The organism is Curtobacterium sp. Leaf154 (assembly GCF_001424595.1).
Classification (GTDB): Bacteria; Actinomycetota; Actinomycetes; order Actinomycetales; family Microbacteriaceae; genus Curtobacterium; species Curtobacterium poinsettiae.
Window position 1 is genome coordinate 243,526 of sequence record NZ_LMOS01000004.1, and the last position, 21,033, is coordinate 264,558.

The window sequence follows — 21,033 nt, forward strand, 5'->3', positions numbered from 1 at the left end:
CGAAGGAGAGAACATGAGCGACAGCATCGGCGTCGCCGTCATCGGCGCGGGCATGGCGGGCAAGGCCCACATGGCTGCGTGGCGGAACGCACCCTCCCTCTTCACCTCGACGCTGCCGCCGGTCCGGCTCGTCTCGGTCGGCGACGTGTACGAGCCCCTCGCCGCCGAGGCCGCACGGCGCTTCGGCTACGAGCGGCACGACACCGACTGGCGGGCCATCGCGGCAGCGGACGACATCGACGTGGTGAGCGTCGTCGTCGCGAACACGCTGCACCGCGAGATCGTCGAGGGGCTGCTCGCCGCCGGCAAGCACGTGCTGTGCGAGAAGCCGCTGTCCGACTCGCTCGACGACGCCCGCGCCATGGCGTCCGCCGCTGCCGAGGCCGAGCAGCGCGGAGTCCTCGGCCGCATCGGTTTCACCTACCGTCGCGCTCCCGGGCTCGCGGCCATCAAGGAGCTCGTCGAGGACGGCACGCTCGGCCGGGTCCTGCACGTCTCGGGTCGGTACTGGACCGACTACGGCGCCTCGCCCGACGTCCCGTTCTCGTGGCGCTTCGCGGGGGAGCCCGGGTCCGGGGCGCTCGCCGACGTCGGCTCGCACCTGTCCTACGTCGCCGAGTTCCTCGCCGGACCGGTCCGGAGCGTCAGCGGTGGGACGTTCACCACGTCGATCACCGAGCGACCCGTGGCCGCCGGACACGCCCTGCGGGGGCAGGCGGTCCCGCTCACCGGTGCGACCGCGGCTGTCGGGAACGACGACTACGCCACGTTCAGTGCACGCTTCGGTGACGGCACGGTCGTCGGGTCGCTCGAGGCCTCCCGCGTCGCGGCCGGGCATCCGAACGGACTCGTCATCGAGGTGTTCTGCGAGCGCGGGGCCGCCCGGTGGGACCAGGAGCGCGCCTCCGAGATCGGCCTCGCGCTGCAGTCCGACGGCTCGCGTACGGGCGGGTACCGCCAGGTCGTGCTCGGCCCGGACCACCCCTACGTCGCGGGCGGCATGGCGATGGACGCCCCGGGCGTCGGTTGGGGGCAGAACCAGATGTTCGAGTACCAGGCGCGGGCGTTCCTCGACGAGGTCGCCGGGCTGTCCGGCGACGTACCCGACGCCCTGCCCGCGAACGCCACGTTCGACGACGGCGTGCACAACATGGAGGTCCTCGACGCGGTGGCACGGTCCGCCGCGGCCGGGGGTGCGTCCGTCGACGTGGCCGACGCCGTCGTCCCGACCACGGAGGGTGTCCGCGCATGAAGCTCGGTCTCTACAACGCGATCCTGCACGACCGCCCCCTCACCGACGCACTCCGGGTCATCGCGGCCAACGGCCTGACCGGCATCGAGCTGAACACCGGCGGCTTCCTGCCCCCGGTGCACGTGCCAGACATCGACGCGATCCTGGTCGACGACGCAGCCCGTGACGCCTTCCTCGCGCAGTTCGAGGACACCGGCGTCTCGATCGCCGGCCTCAACTGCAACGGCAACCCGTTGCACCCCGACCCCGCGATCGGTCCCGCCCACGCCGAGGACGTCCGACGCAGCATCCGCCTCGCGGCCCGCCTCGGACAGGACCGCGTCGTCACGATGTCCGGGCTTCCGGCGGGGGAGTCCGGCGGGACGCGGCCGAACTGGATCGTGAACGCGTGGAACTCGGCCGCGCTCGACGTCCTCGAACACCAGTGGAGCGTCGCGGTGCCGTTCTGGCAGGAGATCGACGCCCTGGCCCGGGAGCACGGCGTGAAGGTCGCGCTCGAGCTGCACCCGCAGAACCTGGTGTTCAACCCGGCGACGATCCGCGAGCTCGTCGAACGCGGCGGGCTGACGAACGTGGGGGTCGAGCTCGACGCCTCGCACCTGTTCTGGCAGCAGATGGACCCGGTGGCGGTCGCCCGCGACCTCGGCCCGCTGGTCTTCCACGCCGCCGCGAAGGACGTCCGGATCAACCCGCACGCCGCGATCAACGGCGTGCTCGACAACTCGTTCCGCCGGTTGTCGACCGACGAGCCACGCACGAACCTGGGCGGCGACGAGTGGGCGAACGAGTGGCCGAAGCCGTCGGCGTGGGACTTCGTCGCGCTCGGCAAGGGCCACGACGAGGCGTACTGGACGACGTTCCTCGAGGCCCTGCGCGCGATCGACCCGGACATGTGGGTGAACATCGAGCACGAGGACACCGAGCTCGGGCGCGAAGACGGCGTCGCGGTCGCCGCGCGCGTGCTGCGCGCCGCGGACGCGGCACTGCCGCACCGGGCCTGACCCTCCGGCGGCCGACCCGCACACCGCCTGGAGGCCCGTGAGCCGTTCCGCGCACGGGGTGACGGATCCGCTCGTGGTGCGCAGTGCCTCCCGGCCGCACCCTGCGCGGATCGGCCACCGGTGCGCGGAACGACCAGTCGGTGCACCCGTGCCGGGTGCTGTCACCGGGCCGGGGTAGCATGCACGACACCTGTCCTGTGACGATGGAGCCCTGCGTGCCGGAACCGACCGACCCCGCCTTCCCGCTCGAACACGTGCGATCGGTGGGCGACGACATCGTGGCCTCCGTCGCCACGGTGATCGACGGCAAGACGGAAGCCATCCGAACCGCCCTGACGGTGATGCTCGCCGAGGGGCACCTGCTCGTCGAGGACGTCCCCGGGGTCGGCAAGACCGTGCTCGCCAAGGCGCTCGGCGCCTCGGTTGGCGGGTCGGTGAACCGCATCCAGTTCACGTCGGACATGCTGCCGTCCGACGTCACGGGCGTGAACATCTTCGACCAGTCGTCCGGCACCTTCCGGTTCTCGCCCGGCCCGGTGTTCGCGAACGTCGTCATCGGCGACGAGATCAACCGCACCAGCCCGAAGACCCAGTCGGCCCTGCTCGAGGCGATGGCCGAGTCACAGGTCACCGTCGACGGCGTGACGCGGCAGCTGGACCGTCCGTTCATGATCGTCGCGACGCAGAACCCCATCGACATGGAGGGCACGTACCCGTTGCCCGAAGCCCAGCGCGACCGCTTCATGGCGCGCATCGCGATGGGCTACCCGAGCGTCGACGCCGAACGGCAGATGCTCGCGAACCGCGGCGGCAGCGACCCGCTGTCGCGCCTGCGGCCGATCGTCGACGTCACCACCCTGCGGCAGATCATCGAGACCGTGGCCCACGTGCACATCGCCCCCGACGTCGAGGCGTACATCATCGCGATCGTCCGGTCGACGCGCACGCACCCCGACCTGGTGCTCGGTGCGAGCCCCCGTGCGACGCTGCACCTCGCGCAGGCCGCGCGTGCGCACGCTGCGCTGGCCGGCCGGCCGTTCGTCACCCCCGACGACGTCGCAGCGCTCGCCCCGATCGTCCTCGCACACCGGCTCGTGCCGGTCGCCCGCGGGCTCGGCGGCACCGGCGAGGACACCGTGCGCGAGATCGTTGTCCGCATCGTCTCGGACACCGCCATCCCGTTCACGGCCACCCCCGTCCGCTCCTGATGGCGCGTCCACCGGCACCGCCGTCGCTGCTGCGACGCGTCGGTGCCGCGCGGTCCACGGCCGCCCGGTTCGGTCGCCGCGGGCTCTCGTTGGCACGCCGGACCCCGTTCCCGCGTCCGACGGTCCGCGGCTGGACGGTCATCGCGGTCGGCATCGGCCTGGTCGGCGGCGGCCTGGTCGGCTCCACGAGCGTCGCGGTCACGGCAGGGCTCCTGCTGCTCGTGCTCGTCGTGCTCGGCATCGTCATGGCGTTCGTCGTCGCGACCCCGCTGCGAGGCAGCCGCAGCACCGCCCGGGCGATCGTGCAGGTGGGCGAGGTCTACCGCGAACGCATCACCCTGGGCGGCACCAGCCTGCCGTTCGGGCCGCGGGCGACGCTGCTCGTCCGCGAACAGCTCGAGGACGCCTTCGCCAGCCTGGCCGAGGCGGAGACCTACGCCGAGGTCGGACCTGGCCTGCCGCCGGCGGTGCTCGACGTCGAAGCGCTCGCGATGCACCGCGGCCGCTCGCTGGTCGGGCCCGTCACGATCCGGGTCGAGGACCCCTTCGGCCTGCTCCGGATCGACCGTCCCGTCGTCGCGGCCGAAGAGATCGTCGTCGTGCCGGCCTCGGCGCCGCTCGGGGCGATCGACGCCGGAGCGCTCGCCGGTGCCGTCTCCGCCGACGAGGGCCGGGTCGGACAGGGCGGTTCGGCCGACGACAGCGAACTCCGTCCGTACCGACCGGGTGACCCGATCCGCCGGGTGCACTGGGCCCAGAGTGCGCGCCGCGGGGAACTCCACGTCCGCCAGACCACGCAGGCCCAGCCGCCCGAGGCCGTGATCGCGCTCGACGTCCGGCGCGAGTCCTACCAGCGCCTCGGTCGGGAAGACCTCGCCGAGCTCTCCGACCTGGGCGGCGACCAGGCCTTCGAGCACGCCGTGGTGGTGGCCGCCAGTGTCGCCCGCGCGCTCGCCGCCCGGACCTCCCGCGTCGTGCTCGTGTTCGACGGCCCCGAAGGCGCGACCCGGCACGCGGGCGACGTCGGCGGGCTCACCGACGTGCTCGTCGGGCTCGCCGACGTCCGGCTCCGCTCCGATGCGCGACAGGTGACCGACGTCCTGCCCGAGGTCCGCGGCCGAGACGTGCACGGGATGACCGCCGTCGTGACCGGTACCTGCACCGCGGAGGAAGCCGCCGAGCTCGTCAGTGCGACGAGTGGGTCGAGCCGCGGCATCCTGGCGACCATCGTGCCGCCGGACCCTGCCGTCCGGGGCATCCTCGACCGCGGTGGCTGGCGGACCCTCGTGGTGCCGGTCGCCGGTGCGACTCCGTCCGGAGCAGCGCGGTGACCGGGGCGACCGCACCGGTGCGTGGCCGCGTGGACGTGCGCGAGATCCTGGAGCGGGACGACCTGCGTGACGTCCCGAGCGCCTGGGTCGTCGCCCTCGCGCCGGTGCCCGTGCTCCTCGCCGCCCTCGCCATCCGGCCGCTCGTGCAGGGCATCGCCTGGTGGGTGTCCGGTGTCGTCGTCGTCGCCGTGCTCGTCGCGGTGATGCTCGCGGTGCGCCGGCAGACGCCCGGCATCCGCTTCGTCGTCCTGGTCGGCACGGTCATCGCCTGCTCGTGCGCCGCCGCCCTGGTCAACGACATCCAGCCGCTCGGGTGGCTCGACGCCGACGGGGCCCTCGGGCAGACGCTCGCCGCGATCCGCCTCAACCCGGCACCCCTGCCACAGACCGACGCGATCCGGCTCGTGGTCACGGCGTCGATCGGGTGGGTGGCGGCGGTCGCACTGTTCCTCGCCGCCATCGCGCGGATCCCGTCGCTCGCCGCGGCCCCGGCCCTGGTGATCCTGATCGTGCCGGGCGTCATCACCGGCCAGCCCGCCGGCACCCCGCTCGTCATCGCCACGTCGGTGGCGTTCCTTGCCCTGCTGTGGTTGTCGGTGCGCCCCGTGCAGCGCGCACTGCCCGCCGCCGTCGTCGGTGCCATCGGGCTCGTCGTCGCCATCGGACTGCCGACGATCGTGCCGCTCAACGCCAGCTGGCTGTCCGGTGTCACCGGTGCGATCCAGTCCCCGATCCAGCCCGGACGGCCCGGCACGCTGCTCGAACTCGGCAACGACCTGCGCCGCCCGAGCGAGCTCGAGGTCTTCCGGTACCGCTCGTCGGACGGGCAGCCCGAGTACCTCAAGCTCGCCGACCTGGACGAGTTCGGCACGGGGGACTGGGTGCCGACCGTGACGAACGCGGCCGAAGCCGACACCGCCGACGAACAGCAGTGGGCCGAGGGCGTCAACCCGCGCCTGGCGAGCCGCGGCGACGTGACCGTCCGGATCACCGGGCTGTCGAGCACCTACCTGCCGGTGCCGTCGGGTGCGGTCTCGATCGAGTCGCAGTCCACCAACCTCGACCTGTCGCAGTGGCGCTGGATGGGGAACTCGAGCACCGTCCGGTCGACCGGCGCCGCGACGGCCCGGGGTGCGATGTACGAGGCGTACGGCGCCTCGACCTTCGCCAACGACTACCTCGACGCGGTCGCCGCCTCGGGGGTGCTCGCGCGCTCCGACGGCCGTGGCTTCCGGGAGCCCAGCCGCGAGCAGCTCCGCACCGACCTCGCCCTGCCCGACGACCTGCCGGCGAACATCTCGTCCACCGCCACCCGTGTCGCCGCAGCCGCGACCGACGACTACGGCCGGGCACGGGCGCTCGAGCAGTGGTTCCGCAGCGACCTGTTCACGTACTCCGAGACCGCTCCGGTGGAGCAGGGCTACGACGGTGACAGCATGGACGTCGTCTCGACGTTCCTGCGCGTGCGCGACGGGTACTGCGTGCACTTCTCGTCCGCGATGGCCGTGATGGCCCGGACGCTCGGCATCCCCTCGCGCATCGCGGTGGGGTACCGGGCCGGGTCGCCGCAGCCCGACGGCGAGTACGCCGTGTCGAACCGGCAGCTGCACTCGTGGCCCGAGCTGTACATCGAGGGTGCCGGCTGGGTCGCGTTCGAGCCGACGCCCGACTCCGACGAGGCCGCTCCGTCCGAAGAACCCTCGGCCTCGCCGACGGCAGCGGCACCGGAGACCCCGCTGCCGGCGCCCGAGCAGACCACCCCGGCGGAAGAGGCGGCGTCGTCGACTCCGTCGGAGTCCCCGGTTCCGGGTGCTGCGGGTGCGTCCAGCACCGGCGGCGGCGGTGGCCCCGTCGGTCTGCTGGTGGGCCTGTTGCTCGTGCTCGCGGTCCTGGTCGCCCCGGGCTTCGTGCGTGCCGTTCGTCGCCGCTCCCGGCTGTCGGCGATCGCCGCCGGTCGGTCACCTGCCGTGCAGGCGTGGCGGGAACTGCTCGACGACGTCGCCGACCACGGGTACGCCCCGGGCCTCGCGCCGCCGGGTGACGCCGCCGCCGTGGCCCGGACTGCCCGAGCCGTGCTCGGACGCCTGCGGCCCGGACTGCCCGCGTCGGTCGTGCCGCACCTGGAGGCCGCCGTCGACGCGGTCGACCGTGAGCGCTTCGCCGCCGACGGGGCCGCATCGGCGGACGGTGCGGCGCTGGGCAGCCACGTCCGACAGGCCCGTGTCGCCCTGGACGAGTCGGTGCCGAGCGTGCGCGTCGTGCGGTCGCGGCTGCTGCCACCGAGCCTGTTGCCGTCGTCCGCCTGGTCCCACGACGGGCCGAAGCCCCGCCGTCGGGATCGTCGCTCGGCCTGACGCCGGCGCGGGCGCGTGGTGCGAGCCTCGCACGGTGCGGGGTTCGTCGGGCGCTGCGGGGTTSGTCGGGTGGTGCGTGGTTGGTGGCTCGGTGCGGGGCTGTRGGCGTGCACGGGGCGGTCGAGCGGGCACGGGGTCGCGAACCTCGCACGGTGCGGGCTCCGTTGGGCGATGGCTCGGCGGATGTTGCACGGTGCGGGGTTSGTCGGGTGGTGCGTGGTTGGTGGCTCGGTGCGGGGCTGTGGGCGTGCACGGGGCGGTTGAATGGGCACGGGGTTGCGAACCTCGCACGGTGCGAAGCCCCGACCGCCGCGCCCGACCGCCGCGCCCGGCCGCCAGGCCCGCCCGCGGGCCGCGGCAGCGTCAACGCCGGCGGATGACCGCCTCGAGCAGGGTCGCGACCAGCTCGCCCGGGTTGACCCCCGGCAGCGCCGGCGCGTCGAACACCAGGCCGACGTTCGCCGCGATGAGCACGTTCGCGAGCTCCTCCGGCGTCATGCCCACGTCGACCTCGGGGTGGCCACCGAGCCACAGCCGCACCAGTTCGAGCACGCCGTCCTGCAGCACCCGGCGCTGCCGGATGAACTCGGGCAGGAACTCCGGGTGCCGGACGGCGTACCCGCGGAACGTCGACAGCAGCGCGAACTGTTCGCTCTGGTCGTTCTGACCGAACGCGACGCGCAGGACGTTCCCGACGTCGACGGAGTCGATGTCGGCGTGCACGAGTTGCCGCAGGGAGCCGAGCACCACGTTGGTGGACCGCTGCATGACCTGCCCGAGCAGGTCTTCCTTCGACGAGAAGTTCGAGTAGACCGCACCCTTGCTGAACCCGGCGCGCGCAGCGACCTCGTCGAGCCGGGCGCCGTGGACCCCCTGTTCGGCGAAGACGGCCGCACCGGCGGCGAGCAGGCGTTCTCGGACCTCGGCGCGCGGGATGCGCTGGGCGGGGGAAGCGTCGTCGCTCATCGGTTGGTGCTCCGACCTGTGCTGGTGGTCGTCGGGGAGAGCATCGTGGAGGAGACCTGCCGCGCCGCGCGTCTGATCCCGCGCGGCATCAGCGAAGCCCCCATCCCCACGTCTGCTCGGAACCGCCGCGTTCGGGTCGCGTCGGTGCTGTGCGGACAGCGTTCACCGGGATCGCACCGGCAGAACCACCAGGACGATACCCGGCGGTACTGATCGTACCGTCGCGGAGCCGCGGATGACAGCCCCTCAGTCCTCGTGCTCTTCCCGGACGCTGCCGGCACCGGTCCGACGCCCCGGTCGACGGAGCAGTCGGAGCGCGTCCGGTCGCAGGCTCCGACCGCGCCGGAGCAGCGAACCCAGGGTCGACTTCGGCTGCCAGTCACGACCGTTCGGCAGTCCCCAGCCGCGGCGGACCGCGCCCCAGCGGAGCCCGAGCGACAGGGTGATCGCGAGCAGGATGCCGATCGAGGGTGACCCGAGGGCCGAAGCGATCACCATCGTGGCCGACGCGGCGACGGCCACGGTGGCGTACAGCGCGTTCCCGCCGAACACCGCCGGCACCCGTCGCAGCAGCAGGTCGCGCATGGCCCCGCCACCGACCGCCGTGATGGTCCCCATGATGATCGCGGCGGGCCAGTCGAGGCCGGCGTCGTAGGTCCGCTGCACGCCGACCACCGCCCAGAACCCGATCACGGCGGCGTCGAGCACGGTGAACAGGCGGTCCCAGGTGATCTCGGAGAACGACACGAGGAACGCGATGAGCGCCCCGGCGACGGCGACCGGCACGTACAACGGGTCGACCAGTGCGACGGGCGGCCCGTTCTGCAGCAGGGTGTCGCGGAGCATCCCGCCACCGAGTCCGGAGACGAACCCGACGACCAGGAACCCGAACAGGTCGAAGTCCATCGCGCGGGCGATGGAGCCGCCGAGCAGGGCGGACGCGAAGACCCCGGCGAGGTCGAGCACGTTCGTGACCGACGCCAGGCCGTCGACGGACAGCAGGTTCATGAGAACCATCAAACATCACGTCGCACGACTGGCGGGCCGATCCGCGGTTAGGTTAGCCTCACCTTCGTCATGCTCGCCACTCTCGTCATCGGTCTCCGTGAAGGCCTCGAAGCCACGCTCATCGTCGGCATCATCGCCGCGTTCCTGCGTCGCAACCGCGTCCCGCTCGCCCCGATGTGGTCGGGCGTCGGGCTCGCGGTGCTGCTCAGCATCGCCGTCGGCTTCGGGCTGCAGGCCGTCGAGCAGGCGCTGCCGCAGGCGCAGCAGGAGGGCATGGAGGCGGTCATCGGCATCGTCGCCGTCGTCTTCGTCACGGGCATGATCGTCTGGATGCGCACGCACGCGCGCACCCTGACCGCCGACCTCGAAGCGAGTGCGACCGCCGCGCTCGGCCGCGGCACCGCCTGGGCGCTCGCCGGCATGGCGTTCCTCGCCGTCCTGAAGGAGGGCTTCGAGACCTCGGTGTTCCTCCTCGCCACGTTCCAGGCGTCGTCGGACACCGGCCTCGCCGCGCTCGGCGCCGTGATCGGCATCGCCGCCGCGGTCGCCGTCGGCTTCGGTATCTACACCGGTGGCGTCCGCCTCAACCTGTCGCGGTTCTTCACCGGCACCGGGGTCTTCCTGGTCTTCGTCGCCGGCGGCCTGGTGCTGACCGTCCTCCGCCGCGCGCACGAGGCCGGCTGGATCGTCATCGGCCAGCAGCGCACCGTCGACCTGTCGTGGCTCGCCCCGAACGGTTCCGTGCAGGGCGCCCTGGTCACCGGCGTGCTCGGCATCCCGCCGGACCCACGGGTCATCGAGGTGCTCGGCTGGGTCCTCTACGTCGTCCCGGTACTGGCCCTGACCCTGTGGCCGCGCGCCTGGCGTCCGTCGCCGGACCGCGTGCCCCGGGTGCGCGCCGTCGTGGCCGGCACCCTCGCCGTGGCGGCAGCGGCGCTCGCGATCGCCGTGCCGACCGGCGGCGTCGACCTGCCCCGCACCACCGCGGTCGGCGGCGACGCCAGCTCCGTCTCCGCCAGCGTCGACGGTGCGTCCGGCGTCCTCCGTGTGGCCGGCACCGGAACCGGCCAGGAGGCCCGACTCGCCCTGCCGACGTCGGCCCACCGCCGCGTCACCCGCGCGGGCGTGGCCGCCGACCGGTGGCGCGTCGTGCAGGCCGGAACCGGTGCGCAGGGGAGTGGTGCCGACCGTCCGTCGAGGCTGACCCTCGACGACCTCGTCACACTGTTCGGCCGACTGCCCGTCGGGGTCTCCCCGTCGACGAACCCCGGCCCGTTCGCGGCCCGCTGGGCCGTCCGCGACACCGTGACCCTGTGGACGGTCCGGGGTGGGGTCCTGGACGCCACCCGCCACGAACGCGACGTGCTGACGCTGAGCGGTGGGGGCCTCCCGTCCGCACGCACCACGACCCTGGACCGCACCGTCTGGTCCGTCCCCGACGCCCGCGTCGAGCGGTCGGCCGCCTCGGTGGCCGCGGCCGACGCCCGGTCAGCCGACCTGCTGCTCTGGAAGGCCTGGCTGCCGATCGCCCTCGGCACCGCGGCCGCCGCACAGGCGCTGCTGGCCCTGCGTGACCGCCGCCGTCGGCGGCTCCCCACGACCCGCACCCCCGAACCCGTCCCCGCTCGTGGCCCTCCGGCCGCGGACCCTGCAAGGAGCACCGACCATGTCCTTCGGTAAGCCCGTCCGACCCCTGATCACCCTGGGCGCCCTCGGCGTCGTCACCGCCCTCGCACTCTCCGGATGCTCCGGCGGGTCCGCCGAGACCGGCGGCTCCGGCACCGACGCGAAGGTCTCCCGCGTCACCGTCACGCTCACCAACGACGGGCAGGACGCCTGCGCGGTGTCCGCGACGAAGGTCCCCGCGGGCCCCGTCACGTTCACGGTGAAGAACGAGTCGTCGACCGCGATCACCGAGGTCGAGCTGCTGCAGGACCAGCGGATCCTCGGCGAGAAGGAGAACCTGGCACCCGGCCTCGACGCCGTCCGGTTCACCGCCACGCTGACCGGCGGGAAGTACCAGGTGTACTGCCCCGGTGCCGAGACCGAGCTGACGGACTTCACCGTCACCGGCAAGGCCGTATCCACCGCGAACAGCAGCGCCTCGACGCTGCTCCGTGACGGGACGAAGGGCTACGCGACCTACGTCGACGGCCAGGTGACCGACATGGTCGCCGCGGTCGAGCAGCTGCAGAAGCACATCGACGCCGGCGACCTCGACGCGGCGAAGACCGACTACGCGAACGCCCGTCCGTTCTACGAGCACGTCGAGAGCGACGTCGACGGCTTCGTCAAGAAGGGCTTCAAGGCCACCGACAACGCGGGCAACCTCGACTACCTGATCGACATGCGCGCCTCGAACCTCGACCCGGCCGTCGGCTGGAGCGGGTTCCACGCCGTCGAGAAGGACCTGTTCCAGGCGGGGAAGATCACCGCGTCGACGAAGCAGACCGCCGCGGACCTGACCGAGGACGTCCAGCTGCTCGCGAAGCTCGTGCCGACGCTCGACTACAAGCCGGAGGACCTGGCCAACGGTGCCGCCGGGCTGCTCGAAGAGGTGCAGTCGAACAAGATCACCGGCGAGGAAGAGGCCTACAGCCACATCGACCTGGTCGACCTCGCCGCCAACGTCGAGGGTGCCCGCCAGGCCTTCGCGTACCTCAAGCCGGGGCTGACCAAGCTCGACCCGACTCTGACGAAGCAGATCGCGAAGCAGTTCGACGCCACGAACACGCTGATGGACGGCTACCGCGACGCCGACGACCTGGGCGGCTTCGCCAGCTGGGACGCCGCCACCAAGAAGTCCGACGCGAACACGATCTCGCAGCAGATCCAGGCGCTGCAGGACCCGCTGTCCCGCCTGGCCGAGAAGGTCGCGACCGCGTGACCGAGCCGGATGAGGGACCCCGGGCGGACGAGGGACCCCGGGCGGACGAGGCACCCCGGGCGAACGTCTCGCGCCGCGGACTGTTCGGCGCCGGCCTGGCCGTGGCCGGTGCCGGGGTCGGCGCGGCCGCGGGCATCGGCGGCGCCACCGCGGCGACCGGGGTGAACCCGTTCACGGCGGCGACGAACGGCGACGAGTCGATCGACCTGTCCACGAGCCACCCGTTCTACGCCACCGCGGCACGGCAGCCACAGGGCGGGATCCGCACCACCCCGCAGCGGCACTGCGTCTACATGACGTTCGACCTGTCGACCACCGTGACGACCGAGCTGCAGGTGCTCCTGGCCCGCTGGTCGGCCGCGATCGCCCAGCTGCAGGCCGGCAAGACCGTCGGCAGCGTCGAACCTGCCCACGGCAACGGGGTCGGTGCCGACACGGGCGAGGCGCTCGACCTCGGTCCGGCGTCCCTGACCGTCACGGTGGGGCTCGGCCCGGGCGTCTTCGACGAGCGCTTCGGGCTGGCCGACCGGCGTCCGGCGTCGCTCGCCGACATCCCGACGCTGCCGAGCGACAACCTGCAGCGGGGCCTGACCGGCGGCGACCTGTCGCTGCAGGCCTGCGCGGACGACCCCCAGGTGGCGTACCACGCGGTGCGCGACCTGGCGCGGATGGCCCGCGGCACCGCGACCGTCCGCTGGACCGTGCTCGGCTTCGGTCGGGCATCGGCCGGGCCGGACCAGAGCACGCCCCGCAACCTGATGGGGTTCAAGGACGGCACCCGGAACATCACGACCGACGCCGACCACGACCGGTTCGTCTGGCTCGACCGCGACGCCGGGTGGATGGCCGGGGGCAGCTACCAGGTGGTGCGGAAGATCCGGATGAACATCGAGACCTGGGACGCCGACGTCGTCAGCGACCAGCAGCGGGTGTTCGGGCGGACGAAGATCCAGGGGGCACCGCTCTCCGGCGGACAGGAACACACCACCCCGGACTTCCACGCGAAGGACGACGACGGTGCGACGAAGATCGACGCGACGTCGCACATCGCCCTCGCCGCACACGAGGCGAACGGCGGCGTGAAGATCCTGCGCCGGCCGTACAACTACACCGACGGGCTCAACGAGTACGGCCAGCTCGACGCCGGGCTGCTGTTCATCGCCTACGTGAACGACCCGGACCACTTCACGCGGTTGCAGCGGAAGCTCGGCGCCTCGGACCGGCTGAACGAGTACGTCTCGCACATCGGCTCCGCGGTGTTCGCCGTGCCGCCGGCACCGCGCAAGGGGTCGTACATCGCCGAGCAGCTGTTCCGCTGAGCTGAGTCGCCGACAGGACCCACCGACGCAGAAGGGGTGGGCGCCCTCCGCCGTTTCCCTGGAGGCGGAGGACGCCCGCGTCGCGGAGTCTTGTCGAACGGAACCACCGCCGACTTGCTGAAAGCGACCCGGCACGACGCGTCGCGGTGCGACAACCCCGAGAGTACCGCGTGGATCCGCGGATCCGCAGTGTTCGACCGGGATGGGACAGCAACCGTGGCGGCCGGCTCGCGCGACGCGTGCGCCGGACGCGCCCCGGGCCTCCTGACCGACGCGAACGGGCCGCCTCACCATGGTGAGACGGCCCGTTGCGGTGTGCGCTCGGGAGGCGCGGGGTCAGTCCGTCAGGACCATCGCAGCACGTCGTGCACGGTTGCGGCGGAGGACCACGAGTGCTGTGGTCCCGGCGAGCAGGAGCAGGCCGGCCGCGATCGCCGGAGCGGTCAGGTCCGCACCCGTGTAGGCGAGGTCGCCACCGGCGCGCGGGTCGTCGTCGGTCCCGCCGACGCCGCCGATGCCGGCGTCGTCACCGGTTCCCGCGCCGGGGCCGGGGGTGACCCCGCCACCGGTGCCCGGGGTCGGGTCGGCCGGGTCCGTCGGGTTCGTGGGGTCGGTCGGGTCCGTCGGATCGGTGGGGTCGACCGCCGCGGCGACCGGGATCGTCACGGCGAGGGTGACGGTCTGATCACCCGGCAGGGAGACCACGAGCGGTGCGTCGGTCGTGGCGACCGGCTCCGCCACGGCGGCGAGCGAAACGGACCCGGCGGTGCGGGCGGCAGCGCGTGCAGCCGGCGCCTCGATGTCGGGGACCGTGACGGTCAGGGTCGCGCGACCCTGCTCGTCGTTCGTGTCGATGATCGTCGGGTCGATGGCGGCCGACGCGAGCTCCTTGCCGTCCGCGCTGACCGAGACGGTGCCGGCCTTCGCGGGGTCCTCGCTGCTGAACACGAGCGACGACAGGTCGAGCTCGATCTCGTCGCCGGGCTGGAACCCGTCGGACGGGGTCGGCGTGACCGTGACCCCGACGGCGCGCTGGTCGGTCGGGGGCGTGACCGTCGGGTTGGCGAGGAAGTAGTCCACCTGGGCCTGCAGGTCGACCTGGCCCGAGTCGGCGATGTTCGTGCCGGTCGCGAAGGCGCCGAAGTTGTCACCACCGGTCGACAGGAACGAGTTGACGGTCACCTTGAGGGTGTCGGTCAGCGCGATCGGCTCGCCGTCGAGGGTCATCCCGGTGATGCGGTCGCCACGGCCCTTCGACGGGTCGTAGGTGTACGCGAAGCCGTCCGAGACGCCGAGCTTCAGGAACGGACGCGGCAGACCGTCCGGCTGCCACTGCTGCTCGAGGGCGTTCTTGATCTGCTGGCCCGTCATGTCCTCGGTGACCAGGGTGTTCGCGAACGGCTGGACGAGCGCGGCTTCCTTGTAGGTGACGGTGCCGTCCGGGTCGCCGGCGCCGCTCGACGCGGCGATCATGTCGGTGCGGAGTCCGCCGGGGTTCATGAAGGCGACCTGTGAGCCGTTGCGCTCGGTGGCGCTGCGCTGGACCTCGGCGATGTAGTTGCCCAGGACGGATTCGCCACCGCGGTTCTCGGTCGTGCGGTCGGACTGCACGGCGCGACGCAGGTCACCCGTGATCGTGCCGAGTTTCTTGCTGCCCTCGACGTCGGCGACGGCCTTCGCGGCGGTCACGATGTCGGCCACCGCGTTCACCGAGGTGGGGTCGGTCGGCACACGGGTCTCGCCGTTGACCGACTTGACCTCGCTCGTGATGCCGGTGAGCTGCTTGTCGGCGTCCACCGTGAGCTGCAGGTGCCCGAAGGCCACGCCGTAGGACCCGGCCTGGATCACCGGACGCTTCGTGCCGTCGGGGCCCGCGATCGAGTGGTTGTACGTCGCGTGGGTGTGCGCTGAGACGATGGCGGAGACCTTCGACGAGACACCCGAGGTGATCTCGCCGAACACACCAGAGCCGGTGGCGTCGGCGAGGACGTTCGTCGGTGCGCCCTCGTGGACGAGCAGGACGAGCACGTCGGCCTCGTCGTTGTCGTCCTTACCGTCGGTGAGCTGCTCGGCGTACTTGTTGACCTGGCTGACGATCGGGGCCATCGCGAGGCCCTCGACACCGCCGGGGCTGACGAGCCCGGGGATGAGGTCCTCGGTGGTGGCGCCGATGAAGCCGATCTTCACGCCGCCCTTCTCCACGATGGAGTACGGCGTGAACGCGGGGTCCGTGGTGCCGGCCTTGACGATGTTCGCCGAGACGTAGGGCCACTCGGCGCGGTCCTCGATGCGGCCGGTCAGGTCGCTCTGGCCCTTGTCGAGCTCGTGGTTGCCGATCGCGCTGACGTCGAGGTCCATGGCGTTCAGGGCGTCGATCGTCGGGGTGTCCTGCTGGATGAGCGACGTGAAGGTCGAGGCCCCGACGTTGTCGCCGACGCTGGCGAAGATCGTGTTCGGGTTGGCCTCGCGGTACGACTGCACGACGCCGGCGAGCTTCGCGGCGCCCGCGGCCTTGTCGGCGGCGGTGCCCTCGGACTCGATGCGACCGTGGAAGTCGTTGACGTCGATGATGTCGATCGTCGTGTCGCCCTCGGCGGCGACGGCTGCGGACGGGACGGACAGTGCGACCAGGACCCCGGCGGTGGCGAGGGCCGCGCCGACGCCGAGGCGCCGTCGGGTCGTCGCACCGGCGGATCCGGTGGTGTGGGAAGTGTTCATCGCCGTCGAACCTACGAAGACGCACAGGCGACTCGCCAGACCCCGTCGCAACTCGTCACACGACGTTCACATCCACGATGTCGAGCTTCAGCGGATCTCCCGCCAGGTCGTCTCGGCCGCGCTGCCGATCACGGCCTCGATGATGTCGGCGGAGCGGGCGCCGTCCGCGAAGGTCGGCAGTCCGTCTGGTGCCACCCCGGTGCGGGCCGCGGTGTAGGTGTCGGCGACGAAGGCCGCGAACGCGTCGAGGTACCCCTGCGGGTGTCCGGCCGGCACGATCGCCAGCCGGCGCTGGTCCGGGTACCCCTGCGAGGGGTCGCGCACGACGATCTGCGCGCCGCGCTCGTTGCCGAACCACGCGGACTCGGGCTGCTCCTGGTCGAACGCCGCGCTGCCGCGGGTGCCGTCGACCTCGAACCACAGGCGGTTCTTGCGGCCCGACGCGACCTGCGAGATCACGACGTTGCCGATGCGGCCCGTGGCGGTGCGGAAGGTCGCCACGGCGGTGTCCTCGGTGGTGACCTCGGCACGCTCCGCCGCGTCCGCCACCGGGTCCGGGTCGGGGGAGCCGGAGAACGACGGACCGGACGCCGCAGGCCGGGTGGGGTAGACGATGTCGGTCGCCGCGGACACCGAGGCGAAGCGCTCACCCGTGACGAACTCGACCAGGTCGCACCAGTGCGAGCCGATGTCGGCGAACGCGCGGGACAGCCCGCTCGAGGTCGGGTCGACCCGCCAGCTCGAGGCGTCCTCGTCGAGCATCCAGTCCTGCAGGTAGTGGCCGTGCACCGCGAGCAGCCGGCCGAGCTCCCCGTCGGCGATGCGCGCCCGGATCTCGCGGACCATCGGGTGGTAGCGGTACACGAACGGCACCGTGGCCACGACACCGGCGTCGGCAGCGGCGGCGACGAGCTCGGCGGCCTGGGCGGGGTCGATCGCCAGGGGCTTCTCGCACACGACGTTGATGCCGGCCGCGATCACCGCGAGCGCCTGCGGGTGGTGCTGGTCGTTCGGGGTGCAGATGTGCACGACGTCGGGGGCGTCGGCGATGACCTCGTCGAGCGAGGCGTAGCCACGGGGCAGGTCGAGCTGCGAAGCCACCTGCTCGGAGCGGGTGGCGTTCCGGCCGAGGACACCGAGGACCTCGGCACCGGAGGCCCGGGCCGCCCGGGCGTGGACGCCGGCGATCATGCCCGTCCCGACCACGGCGACACGGAGGCGTCGCCCTTCGTACCCATTGCTCATGGTGCTCCCTCGCGCCGGAATGACACCACCGTAGCGGCCCGGTCATCCACCGGGGCCGATGAGTACCGTCTGCAGCATGTCGAGCCTCCAGACCAGCCTGCTCATCCTCGGAGCCAGCGGCGACCTGTCCAAGCGCCTGCTCCTGCCCGGCCTCGCGACCCTGCTCCAGGTGAAGGACGACTGGGACGTCCAGCTCGTCGGGGCCGGTGTCGAGGACCTGTCCGACGCCGACTGGAAGGCGCAGGTGCGCGAGTCCTTCGAGAACGCGCAGGCGTCGAAGAACGAGGAGGACGAGGGCGCTTCCGGCGACACGGCGCTGCCGGAGCGACTGCAGGCCGTGGTCGACGCCTCCACCTACCGGAAGGCCGACGTCACCGACCCGGACGACCTGCGGGCACTGCTCGAAGTGTGCGACCACGACCCGGCGATCTACTTCGCGCTGCCGCCGGCCGTCACCGAGAAGAGCTGCGAGCAGCTCGCCCACCTCGACCTGCCCGCCCGCACCCGGCTGGCGCTCGAGAAGCCGTTCGGCACCGACGCCGACAGCGCCTCGAAGCTCAACGACCTGCTGCACTCGTTCATCCCCGAGGAACGGATCCACCGGGTCGACCACTTCCTCGGACGCTCCACCGTGCTCAACCTGCTCGGGCTGCGCTTCGCCAACCGCATCATCGAGCCCCTGCTGTCGTCGCAGCACGTCGAGCGCGTCGACATCGTCTACGACGAGACCCTCGGGCTCGAGGGTCGTGCGCGCTACTACGACAAGGCCGGCGCGCTCACCGACATGATCCAGAGCCACCTGCTGCAGGTGATGGCCGTCGTCGCGATGGAGGCCCCCGCCTCGATCAAGGCCGACGACCTGCGCACCCAGAAGGAGCTCGTGCTGCGGGCCGTCCGGCCCTGGGGTGGCGACGTCGTCACCGCGGGCAAGCGCGCCCGGTACACCGCCGGCACCGTCGGCGACCGCCAGCTGCCGTCGTACGTCGACGAGGACGGCGTGGACCCGTCGCTCGGCACCGAGACCCTCGCCCAGCTCACCCTGGAGATCGCGAACTGGCGCTGGGCCGGCGTCCCGTTCACCCTGCGCTCCGGCAAGGCGCTCGCCGCACAGCGCCGCGAGATCGTCATCACGTTCAAGGACTCCCCGCACGTGCCCGAGGGACTCACCGGCACCGAACTGCCCGACCGGCTGCGCATCTGGATCGCCCCGGACGAGATGCAGCTCGAGCTCAACGTCAACGGCGCCGGCGACCCGTACACGATCGACCACACGAGCCTCGAAGTGACCTTCAACCCCGGGCGCCTGAGTGCCTACGGCGAGGTGCTGGCCGGCGTGCTCGAGGGTGACGCGACGCTGTCGGTCCGCGGCGACAGCGCCGTGCAGGGCTGGAAGGTCGTCGGGCCGTTCCTCGACGCGTGGAAGGCCGGCGGGGCGCCCCTCGACGAGTACGCAGCGGGATCGGTCGGCCCCGACGGCTGGGACAACATCGAGGCCTGAGCCCGACGGGCGGCGTAGCGTCGGGCGACGTGAACACCACCGACGACGTCCTGCAGACCGTTCCCGAACCCGCCGGCGCCGACATCCGTGTCGACGACGTCTCCTACGACCACGAGGGCACCGAACTGCTCGGTGTGCTCGCGAAGGACGCCGCGATCGCGGGCCGTCGTCCGGCCGTCCTCGTCGTGCACGACTGGCACGGCGTGAACGAGCACGTCGAAGCCCGGGTGACCATGCTCGCCCGACTGGGCTACGTCGCGTTCGGCGCGGACGTCTACGGTGCGGGCGTCCGCCCCGGGGACGACACCGCGGCCCAGGTCGCCGGCGGTTTCTACCAGGACCTGCCGCTGCTGCGGGCCCGCGCCACCGCCGGACTCGAGCGACTGCTCGCCGACCCGGACGTCGACCCCGCCCGCGTCGTCGTCATGGGGTACTGCTTCGGAGGCTCGACCGCACTCGAACTCGCACGGACCGGGGCCGACCTGGTCGGTGCCGTGTCGTTCCACGGCGGGCTCATCGCGCACGACCCCTCGGACGCCGCCGACATCCGGGCGAAGCTGCTCGTCCTCACCGGGGGCGCCGACCCCGTGGTGCCGGACGAGGCCGTGCACGCGTGGCAGGACGAGATGCGCGCTGCGCCGGACGTCGACTGGCAGGTCGTGACGTACTCGGGCGCGATGCACGCGTTCGCGGTGCCCGGCACCGACGCCCCGGACCACGGTGCGCAGTACCAGGAGCGCGCCGACCGCCGGTCGTGGCAGGCGCTCCGGGTGTTCCTGGCCGAGGTGTTCGACGAGGAGCCCGCGGCACGGTGACCGCGCGGCCGCCGGGGGCTGCTCGCGACACGCCGGGCACGGGGGCCGGAGCGCCTCGATTGGCGCCCGGGCCGCACCTGTTGTAGAGTCTTCCACGGCCGCAAGGCCACGCGCTCGTAGCTCAATGGATAGAGCATCTGACTACGGATCAGAAGGTTGGGGGTTCGAGTCCCTTCGAGCGCACAGTACGAAGAAGGGCCCCGGTGGACACCACCGGGGCCCTTCTCCGTTCCGGCCGGCGAGGGCCAGAGCCCGGCGAGGGTCAGCCCGCGGCGTGGTGCGGGTACTCGGCGGAGCGGCCCTGGAACGCCAGGATCGCGGGGTTGCGGATGTGTCCGTCCCCGATCTCGATCGCCCGGCGGATCGTCTCCGACCCGGCCCAGGCGTCGGCGCCCGACATCACGGTCCGCAGGAACGGCAGCAGCGCCTCGCTGATCTCCCAGGTCGACGAGTTCCAGAGCAGCGACGGGCTGTGGTCGACCGCGTAGTAGTTGGTGGTGCCGCCGACGGTGGCCATCGGTTGTGCGAAGGACGTCGGGTGCGCCCAGCTGAACCCCATCCCCTCGTCGACGGAGACGTCGACGACGAGGCTCCCCGGACGGAAGGCCGCCAGGTCCTCGGTGCGCAGGAACACCAGGGGCGCGTTGGGGTCCTGGAGCGTGCAGTTCACGACGATGTCGTTCGCGGCCAGGTACGGCGCGAGCGGGACCGGCCCGTCCGGGGTGCTGACCACGCTGTCGAACGGCGGTGCGTCGGTCTGCCCGAAGTGCAGGATGTCGACGGAGGGGATGGGTGAACCGACGGCCGCGATGTCCCGGTTGGTCAGGACGCGGACGTCGTGGATGCCGTGTGCGTTCAGGGCGGTCACCGCACCACGGGCCGTGGCACCGAACCCGATGACGACCGCGGTGAGCCGGCGCCCGTAGTCGCCCGTCGACCCGCAGAGCTGCAGTGCGTGGATCACCGAGCAGTAGCCGGCGAGCTCGTTGTTCTTGTGGAACACGTGCAGGCCGAAGCCACCGTCGTCACGCCAGTGGTTCATCGCCTCCCACGCGATCAGCGTCAGTCGTTTGTCGACGGCGAGCTGCGTGAGTTCCCGGTCCTGCACGCAGTGCGGCCACCCCCAGAGCACCTGACCGTCACGCAGGTCCGCCAGGTCGGACGGCAGGGGCTTGGGCAGGAGGACGACGTCCGCGGTCGCGATGACCTCGTCACGGTCGGCCATCGCGCCGACGAGTGGTTCGAGCTGGTCGTCCGGCACGCCGAAGCGAGCGCCGTACCCGCGCTCGAGCGTCATCGCTCGGCGAAGGTCCGGATCGATGCGCTCGAGGTGGGCCGGGTGGATCGGCAGGCGGCGCTCGTCGGCCTTCCGGGAGTCGGCGAGCACCCCGAGGTGGAGCAACTGGTGCGCTGGCGCTGTTTCGGTCATGG

Annotated in this window: 15 protein-coding genes and 1 tRNA gene; 11 read left to right on the forward strand and 5 right to left on the reverse strand. The window is 72.3% G+C overall.

The window, feature by feature from the left end; all coding sequences use genetic code 11:
• Positions 1 to 13 precede the first annotated feature (13 nt).
• The 5 genes from ASF75_RS07660 to ASF75_RS07680 all read left to right on the forward strand — a co-directional run bounded on the left by ASF75_RS07660 (position 14) and on the right by ASF75_RS07680 (position 7,146).
• Positions 14 to 1,252: a Gfo/Idh/MocA family protein gene (locus tag ASF75_RS07660; protein WP_056070271.1), complete on the forward strand. Its 1,239-nt coding sequence runs from the start codon at positions 14 to 16 to the stop codon at positions 1,250 to 1,252.
• Positions 1,249 to 2,253, forward strand: coding sequence for a sugar phosphate isomerase/epimerase family protein (locus ASF75_RS07665; RefSeq protein WP_056070276.1), 1,005 nt, complete (start codon positions 1,249 to 1,251; stop codon positions 2,251 to 2,253). The genes ASF75_RS07660 and ASF75_RS07665 overlap by 4 nt, the downstream gene beginning before the upstream one ends.
• A gap of 203 nt (positions 2,254 to 2,456) precedes the next feature.
• Positions 2,457 to 3,461, forward strand: a complete 1,005-nt coding sequence (locus ASF75_RS07670; RefSeq protein WP_056071020.1) for an AAA family ATPase — start codon at positions 2,457 to 2,459, stop codon at positions 3,459 to 3,461.
• A complete protein-coding gene (locus ASF75_RS07675; RefSeq protein WP_017888339.1) occupies positions 3,461 to 4,792 on the forward strand; it encodes a DUF58 domain-containing protein in 1,332 nt (443 codons plus the stop codon). The genes ASF75_RS07670 and ASF75_RS07675 overlap by 1 nt, the downstream gene beginning before the upstream one ends.
• Positions 4,789 to 7,146, forward strand: a complete 2,358-nt coding sequence (locus ASF75_RS07680; RefSeq protein ID WP_056070280.1) for a transglutaminaseTgpA domain-containing protein — start codon at positions 4,789 to 4,791, stop codon at positions 7,144 to 7,146. The genes ASF75_RS07675 and ASF75_RS07680 overlap by 4 nt, the downstream gene beginning before the upstream one ends.
• Positions 7,147 to 7,509: 363 nt before the next feature.
• Here the strand turns inward: ASF75_RS07680 and ASF75_RS07685 are convergent, their stop codons facing one another.
• Together ASF75_RS07685 and ASF75_RS07690 are read right to left on the reverse strand one after the other, a co-directional pair.
• Complete coding sequence (locus ASF75_RS07685) at positions 7,510 to 8,112, reverse strand: TetR/AcrR family transcriptional regulator (RefSeq protein ID WP_017888341.1); 603 nt, start codon at positions 8,110 to 8,112, stop codon at positions 7,510 to 7,512.
• A gap of 246 nt (positions 8,113 to 8,358) precedes the next feature.
• A complete protein-coding gene (locus ASF75_RS07690) occupies positions 8,359 to 9,120 on the reverse strand; it encodes a trimeric intracellular cation channel family protein (protein ID WP_056070282.1) in 762 nt (253 codons plus the stop codon).
• 69 nt (positions 9,121 to 9,189) lie between these two features.
• Here ASF75_RS07690 and efeU point away from each other — a divergent pair, with 69 nt between their 5' ends.
• From efeU to ASF75_RS07705, 3 genes are read left to right on the forward strand one after another with little or no spacing between them, the layout of a single operon-like run.
• Positions 9,190 to 10,800, forward strand: a complete 1,611-nt coding sequence (efeU, locus tag ASF75_RS07695) for an iron uptake transporter permease EfeU (protein WP_056070285.1) — start codon at positions 9,190 to 9,192, stop codon at positions 10,798 to 10,800.
• Entirely contained in the window at positions 10,787 to 12,007 is a 1,221-nt protein-coding gene (gene efeO, locus ASF75_RS07700; RefSeq protein ID WP_056070289.1) for an iron uptake system protein EfeO, read from the forward strand. Before efeU ends, efeO begins: the two co-directional genes overlap by 14 nt.
• Positions 12,004 to 13,326 carry a Dyp-type peroxidase gene (locus tag ASF75_RS07705; RefSeq protein WP_056070292.1) on the forward strand — a complete coding sequence of 441 codons (1,323 nt, stop codon included), beginning with the start codon at positions 12,004 to 12,006 and terminating at the stop codon, positions 13,324 to 13,326. Before efeO ends, ASF75_RS07705 begins: the two co-directional genes overlap by 4 nt.
• Positions 13,327 to 13,662: 336 nt before the next feature.
• Here the strand turns inward: ASF75_RS07705 and ASF75_RS07710 are convergent, their stop codons facing one another.
• Positions 13,663 to 16,044 (reverse strand): bifunctional metallophosphatase/5'-nucleotidase, encoded by a 2,382-nt coding sequence (locus ASF75_RS07710; RefSeq protein ID WP_017888346.1) that lies wholly within the window; start codon positions 16,042 to 16,044, stop codon positions 13,663 to 13,665.
• 87 nt (positions 16,045 to 16,131) lie between these two features.
• On the reverse strand, positions 16,132 to 17,289 hold the full coding sequence (locus ASF75_RS07715) for a Gfo/Idh/MocA family protein (RefSeq protein WP_042540607.1): 1,158 nt from the start codon (positions 17,287 to 17,289) through the stop codon (positions 16,132 to 16,134).
• A 76-nt stretch (positions 17,290 to 17,365) separates the two neighbouring features.
• Here ASF75_RS07715 and ASF75_RS07720 point away from each other — a divergent pair, with 76 nt between their 5' ends.
• From ASF75_RS07720 to ASF75_RS07730, 3 genes are all read left to right on the forward strand, one after another.
• Positions 17,366 to 18,787 carry a glucose-6-phosphate dehydrogenase gene (locus tag ASF75_RS07720; protein WP_056070295.1) on the forward strand — a complete coding sequence of 474 codons (1,422 nt, stop codon included), beginning with the start codon at positions 17,366 to 17,368 and terminating at the stop codon, positions 18,785 to 18,787.
• Positions 18,788 to 18,816: 29 nt separating this feature from the next.
• On the forward strand, positions 18,817 to 19,602 hold the full coding sequence (locus tag ASF75_RS07725) for a dienelactone hydrolase family protein (RefSeq protein WP_042540609.1): 786 nt from the start codon (positions 18,817 to 18,819) through the stop codon (positions 19,600 to 19,602).
• 110 nt (positions 19,603 to 19,712) lie between these two features.
• A tRNA-Arg gene (locus tag ASF75_RS07730) sits at positions 19,713 to 19,785 on the forward strand.
• 79 nt (positions 19,786 to 19,864) lie between these two features.
• On the opposite strand, the gene ASF75_RS07735 is transcribed toward ASF75_RS07730, so the two are convergent.
• Positions 19,865 to 21,031 carry a N(5)-(carboxyethyl)ornithine synthase gene (locus tag ASF75_RS07735; RefSeq protein WP_056070298.1) on the reverse strand — a complete coding sequence of 389 codons (1,167 nt, stop codon included), beginning with the start codon at positions 21,029 to 21,031 and terminating at the stop codon, positions 19,865 to 19,867.
• Between the last annotated feature and the right edge of the window lie 2 nt (positions 21,032 to 21,033).

Excerpts from the sequence above, each read along its gene's own strand:
- ASF75_RS07660 (WP_056070271.1), top strand. The coding sequence starts at position 14 with ATGAGCGACAGCATCGGCGTCGCCGTCATCGGCGCGGGCATGGCGGGC.
- ASF75_RS07665 (WP_056070276.1), top strand. The coding sequence starts at position 1,249 with ATGAAGCTCGGTCTCTACAACGCGATCCTGCACGACCGCCCCCTCACC.
- ASF75_RS07670 (WP_056071020.1), top strand. The coding sequence starts at position 2,457 with ATGGAGCCCTGCGTGCCGGAACCGACCGACCCCGCCTTCCCGCTCGAA.
- ASF75_RS07675 (WP_017888339.1), top strand. The coding sequence starts at position 3,461 with ATGGCGCGTCCACCGGCACCGCCGTCGCTGCTGCGACGCGTCGGTGCC.
- ASF75_RS07685 (WP_017888341.1), bottom strand. The coding sequence starts at position 8,112 with ATGAGCGACGACGCTTCCCCCGCCCAGCGCATCCCGCGCGCCGAGGTC.
- ASF75_RS07690 (WP_056070282.1), bottom strand. The coding sequence starts at position 9,120 with ATGAACCTGCTGTCCGTCGACGGCCTGGCGTCGGTCACGAACGTGCTC.
- efeU (WP_056070285.1), top strand. The coding sequence starts at position 9,190 with ATGCTCGCCACTCTCGTCATCGGTCTCCGTGAAGGCCTCGAAGCCACG.
- efeO (WP_056070289.1), top strand. The coding sequence starts at position 10,787 with ATGTCCTTCGGTAAGCCCGTCCGACCCCTGATCACCCTGGGCGCCCTC.
- ASF75_RS07710 (WP_017888346.1), bottom strand. The coding sequence starts at position 16,044 with ATGAACACTTCCCACACCACCGGATCCGCCGGTGCGACGACCCGACGG.
- ASF75_RS07715 (WP_042540607.1), bottom strand. The coding sequence starts at position 17,289 with ATGAGCAATGGGTACGAAGGGCGACGCCTCCGTGTCGCCGTGGTCGGG.
- ASF75_RS07720 (WP_056070295.1), top strand. The coding sequence starts at position 17,366 with ATGTCGAGCCTCCAGACCAGCCTGCTCATCCTCGGAGCCAGCGGCGAC.
- ASF75_RS07735 (WP_056070298.1), bottom strand. The coding sequence starts at position 21,031 with ATGACCGAAACAGCGCCAGCGCACCAGTTGCTCCACCTCGGGGTGCTC.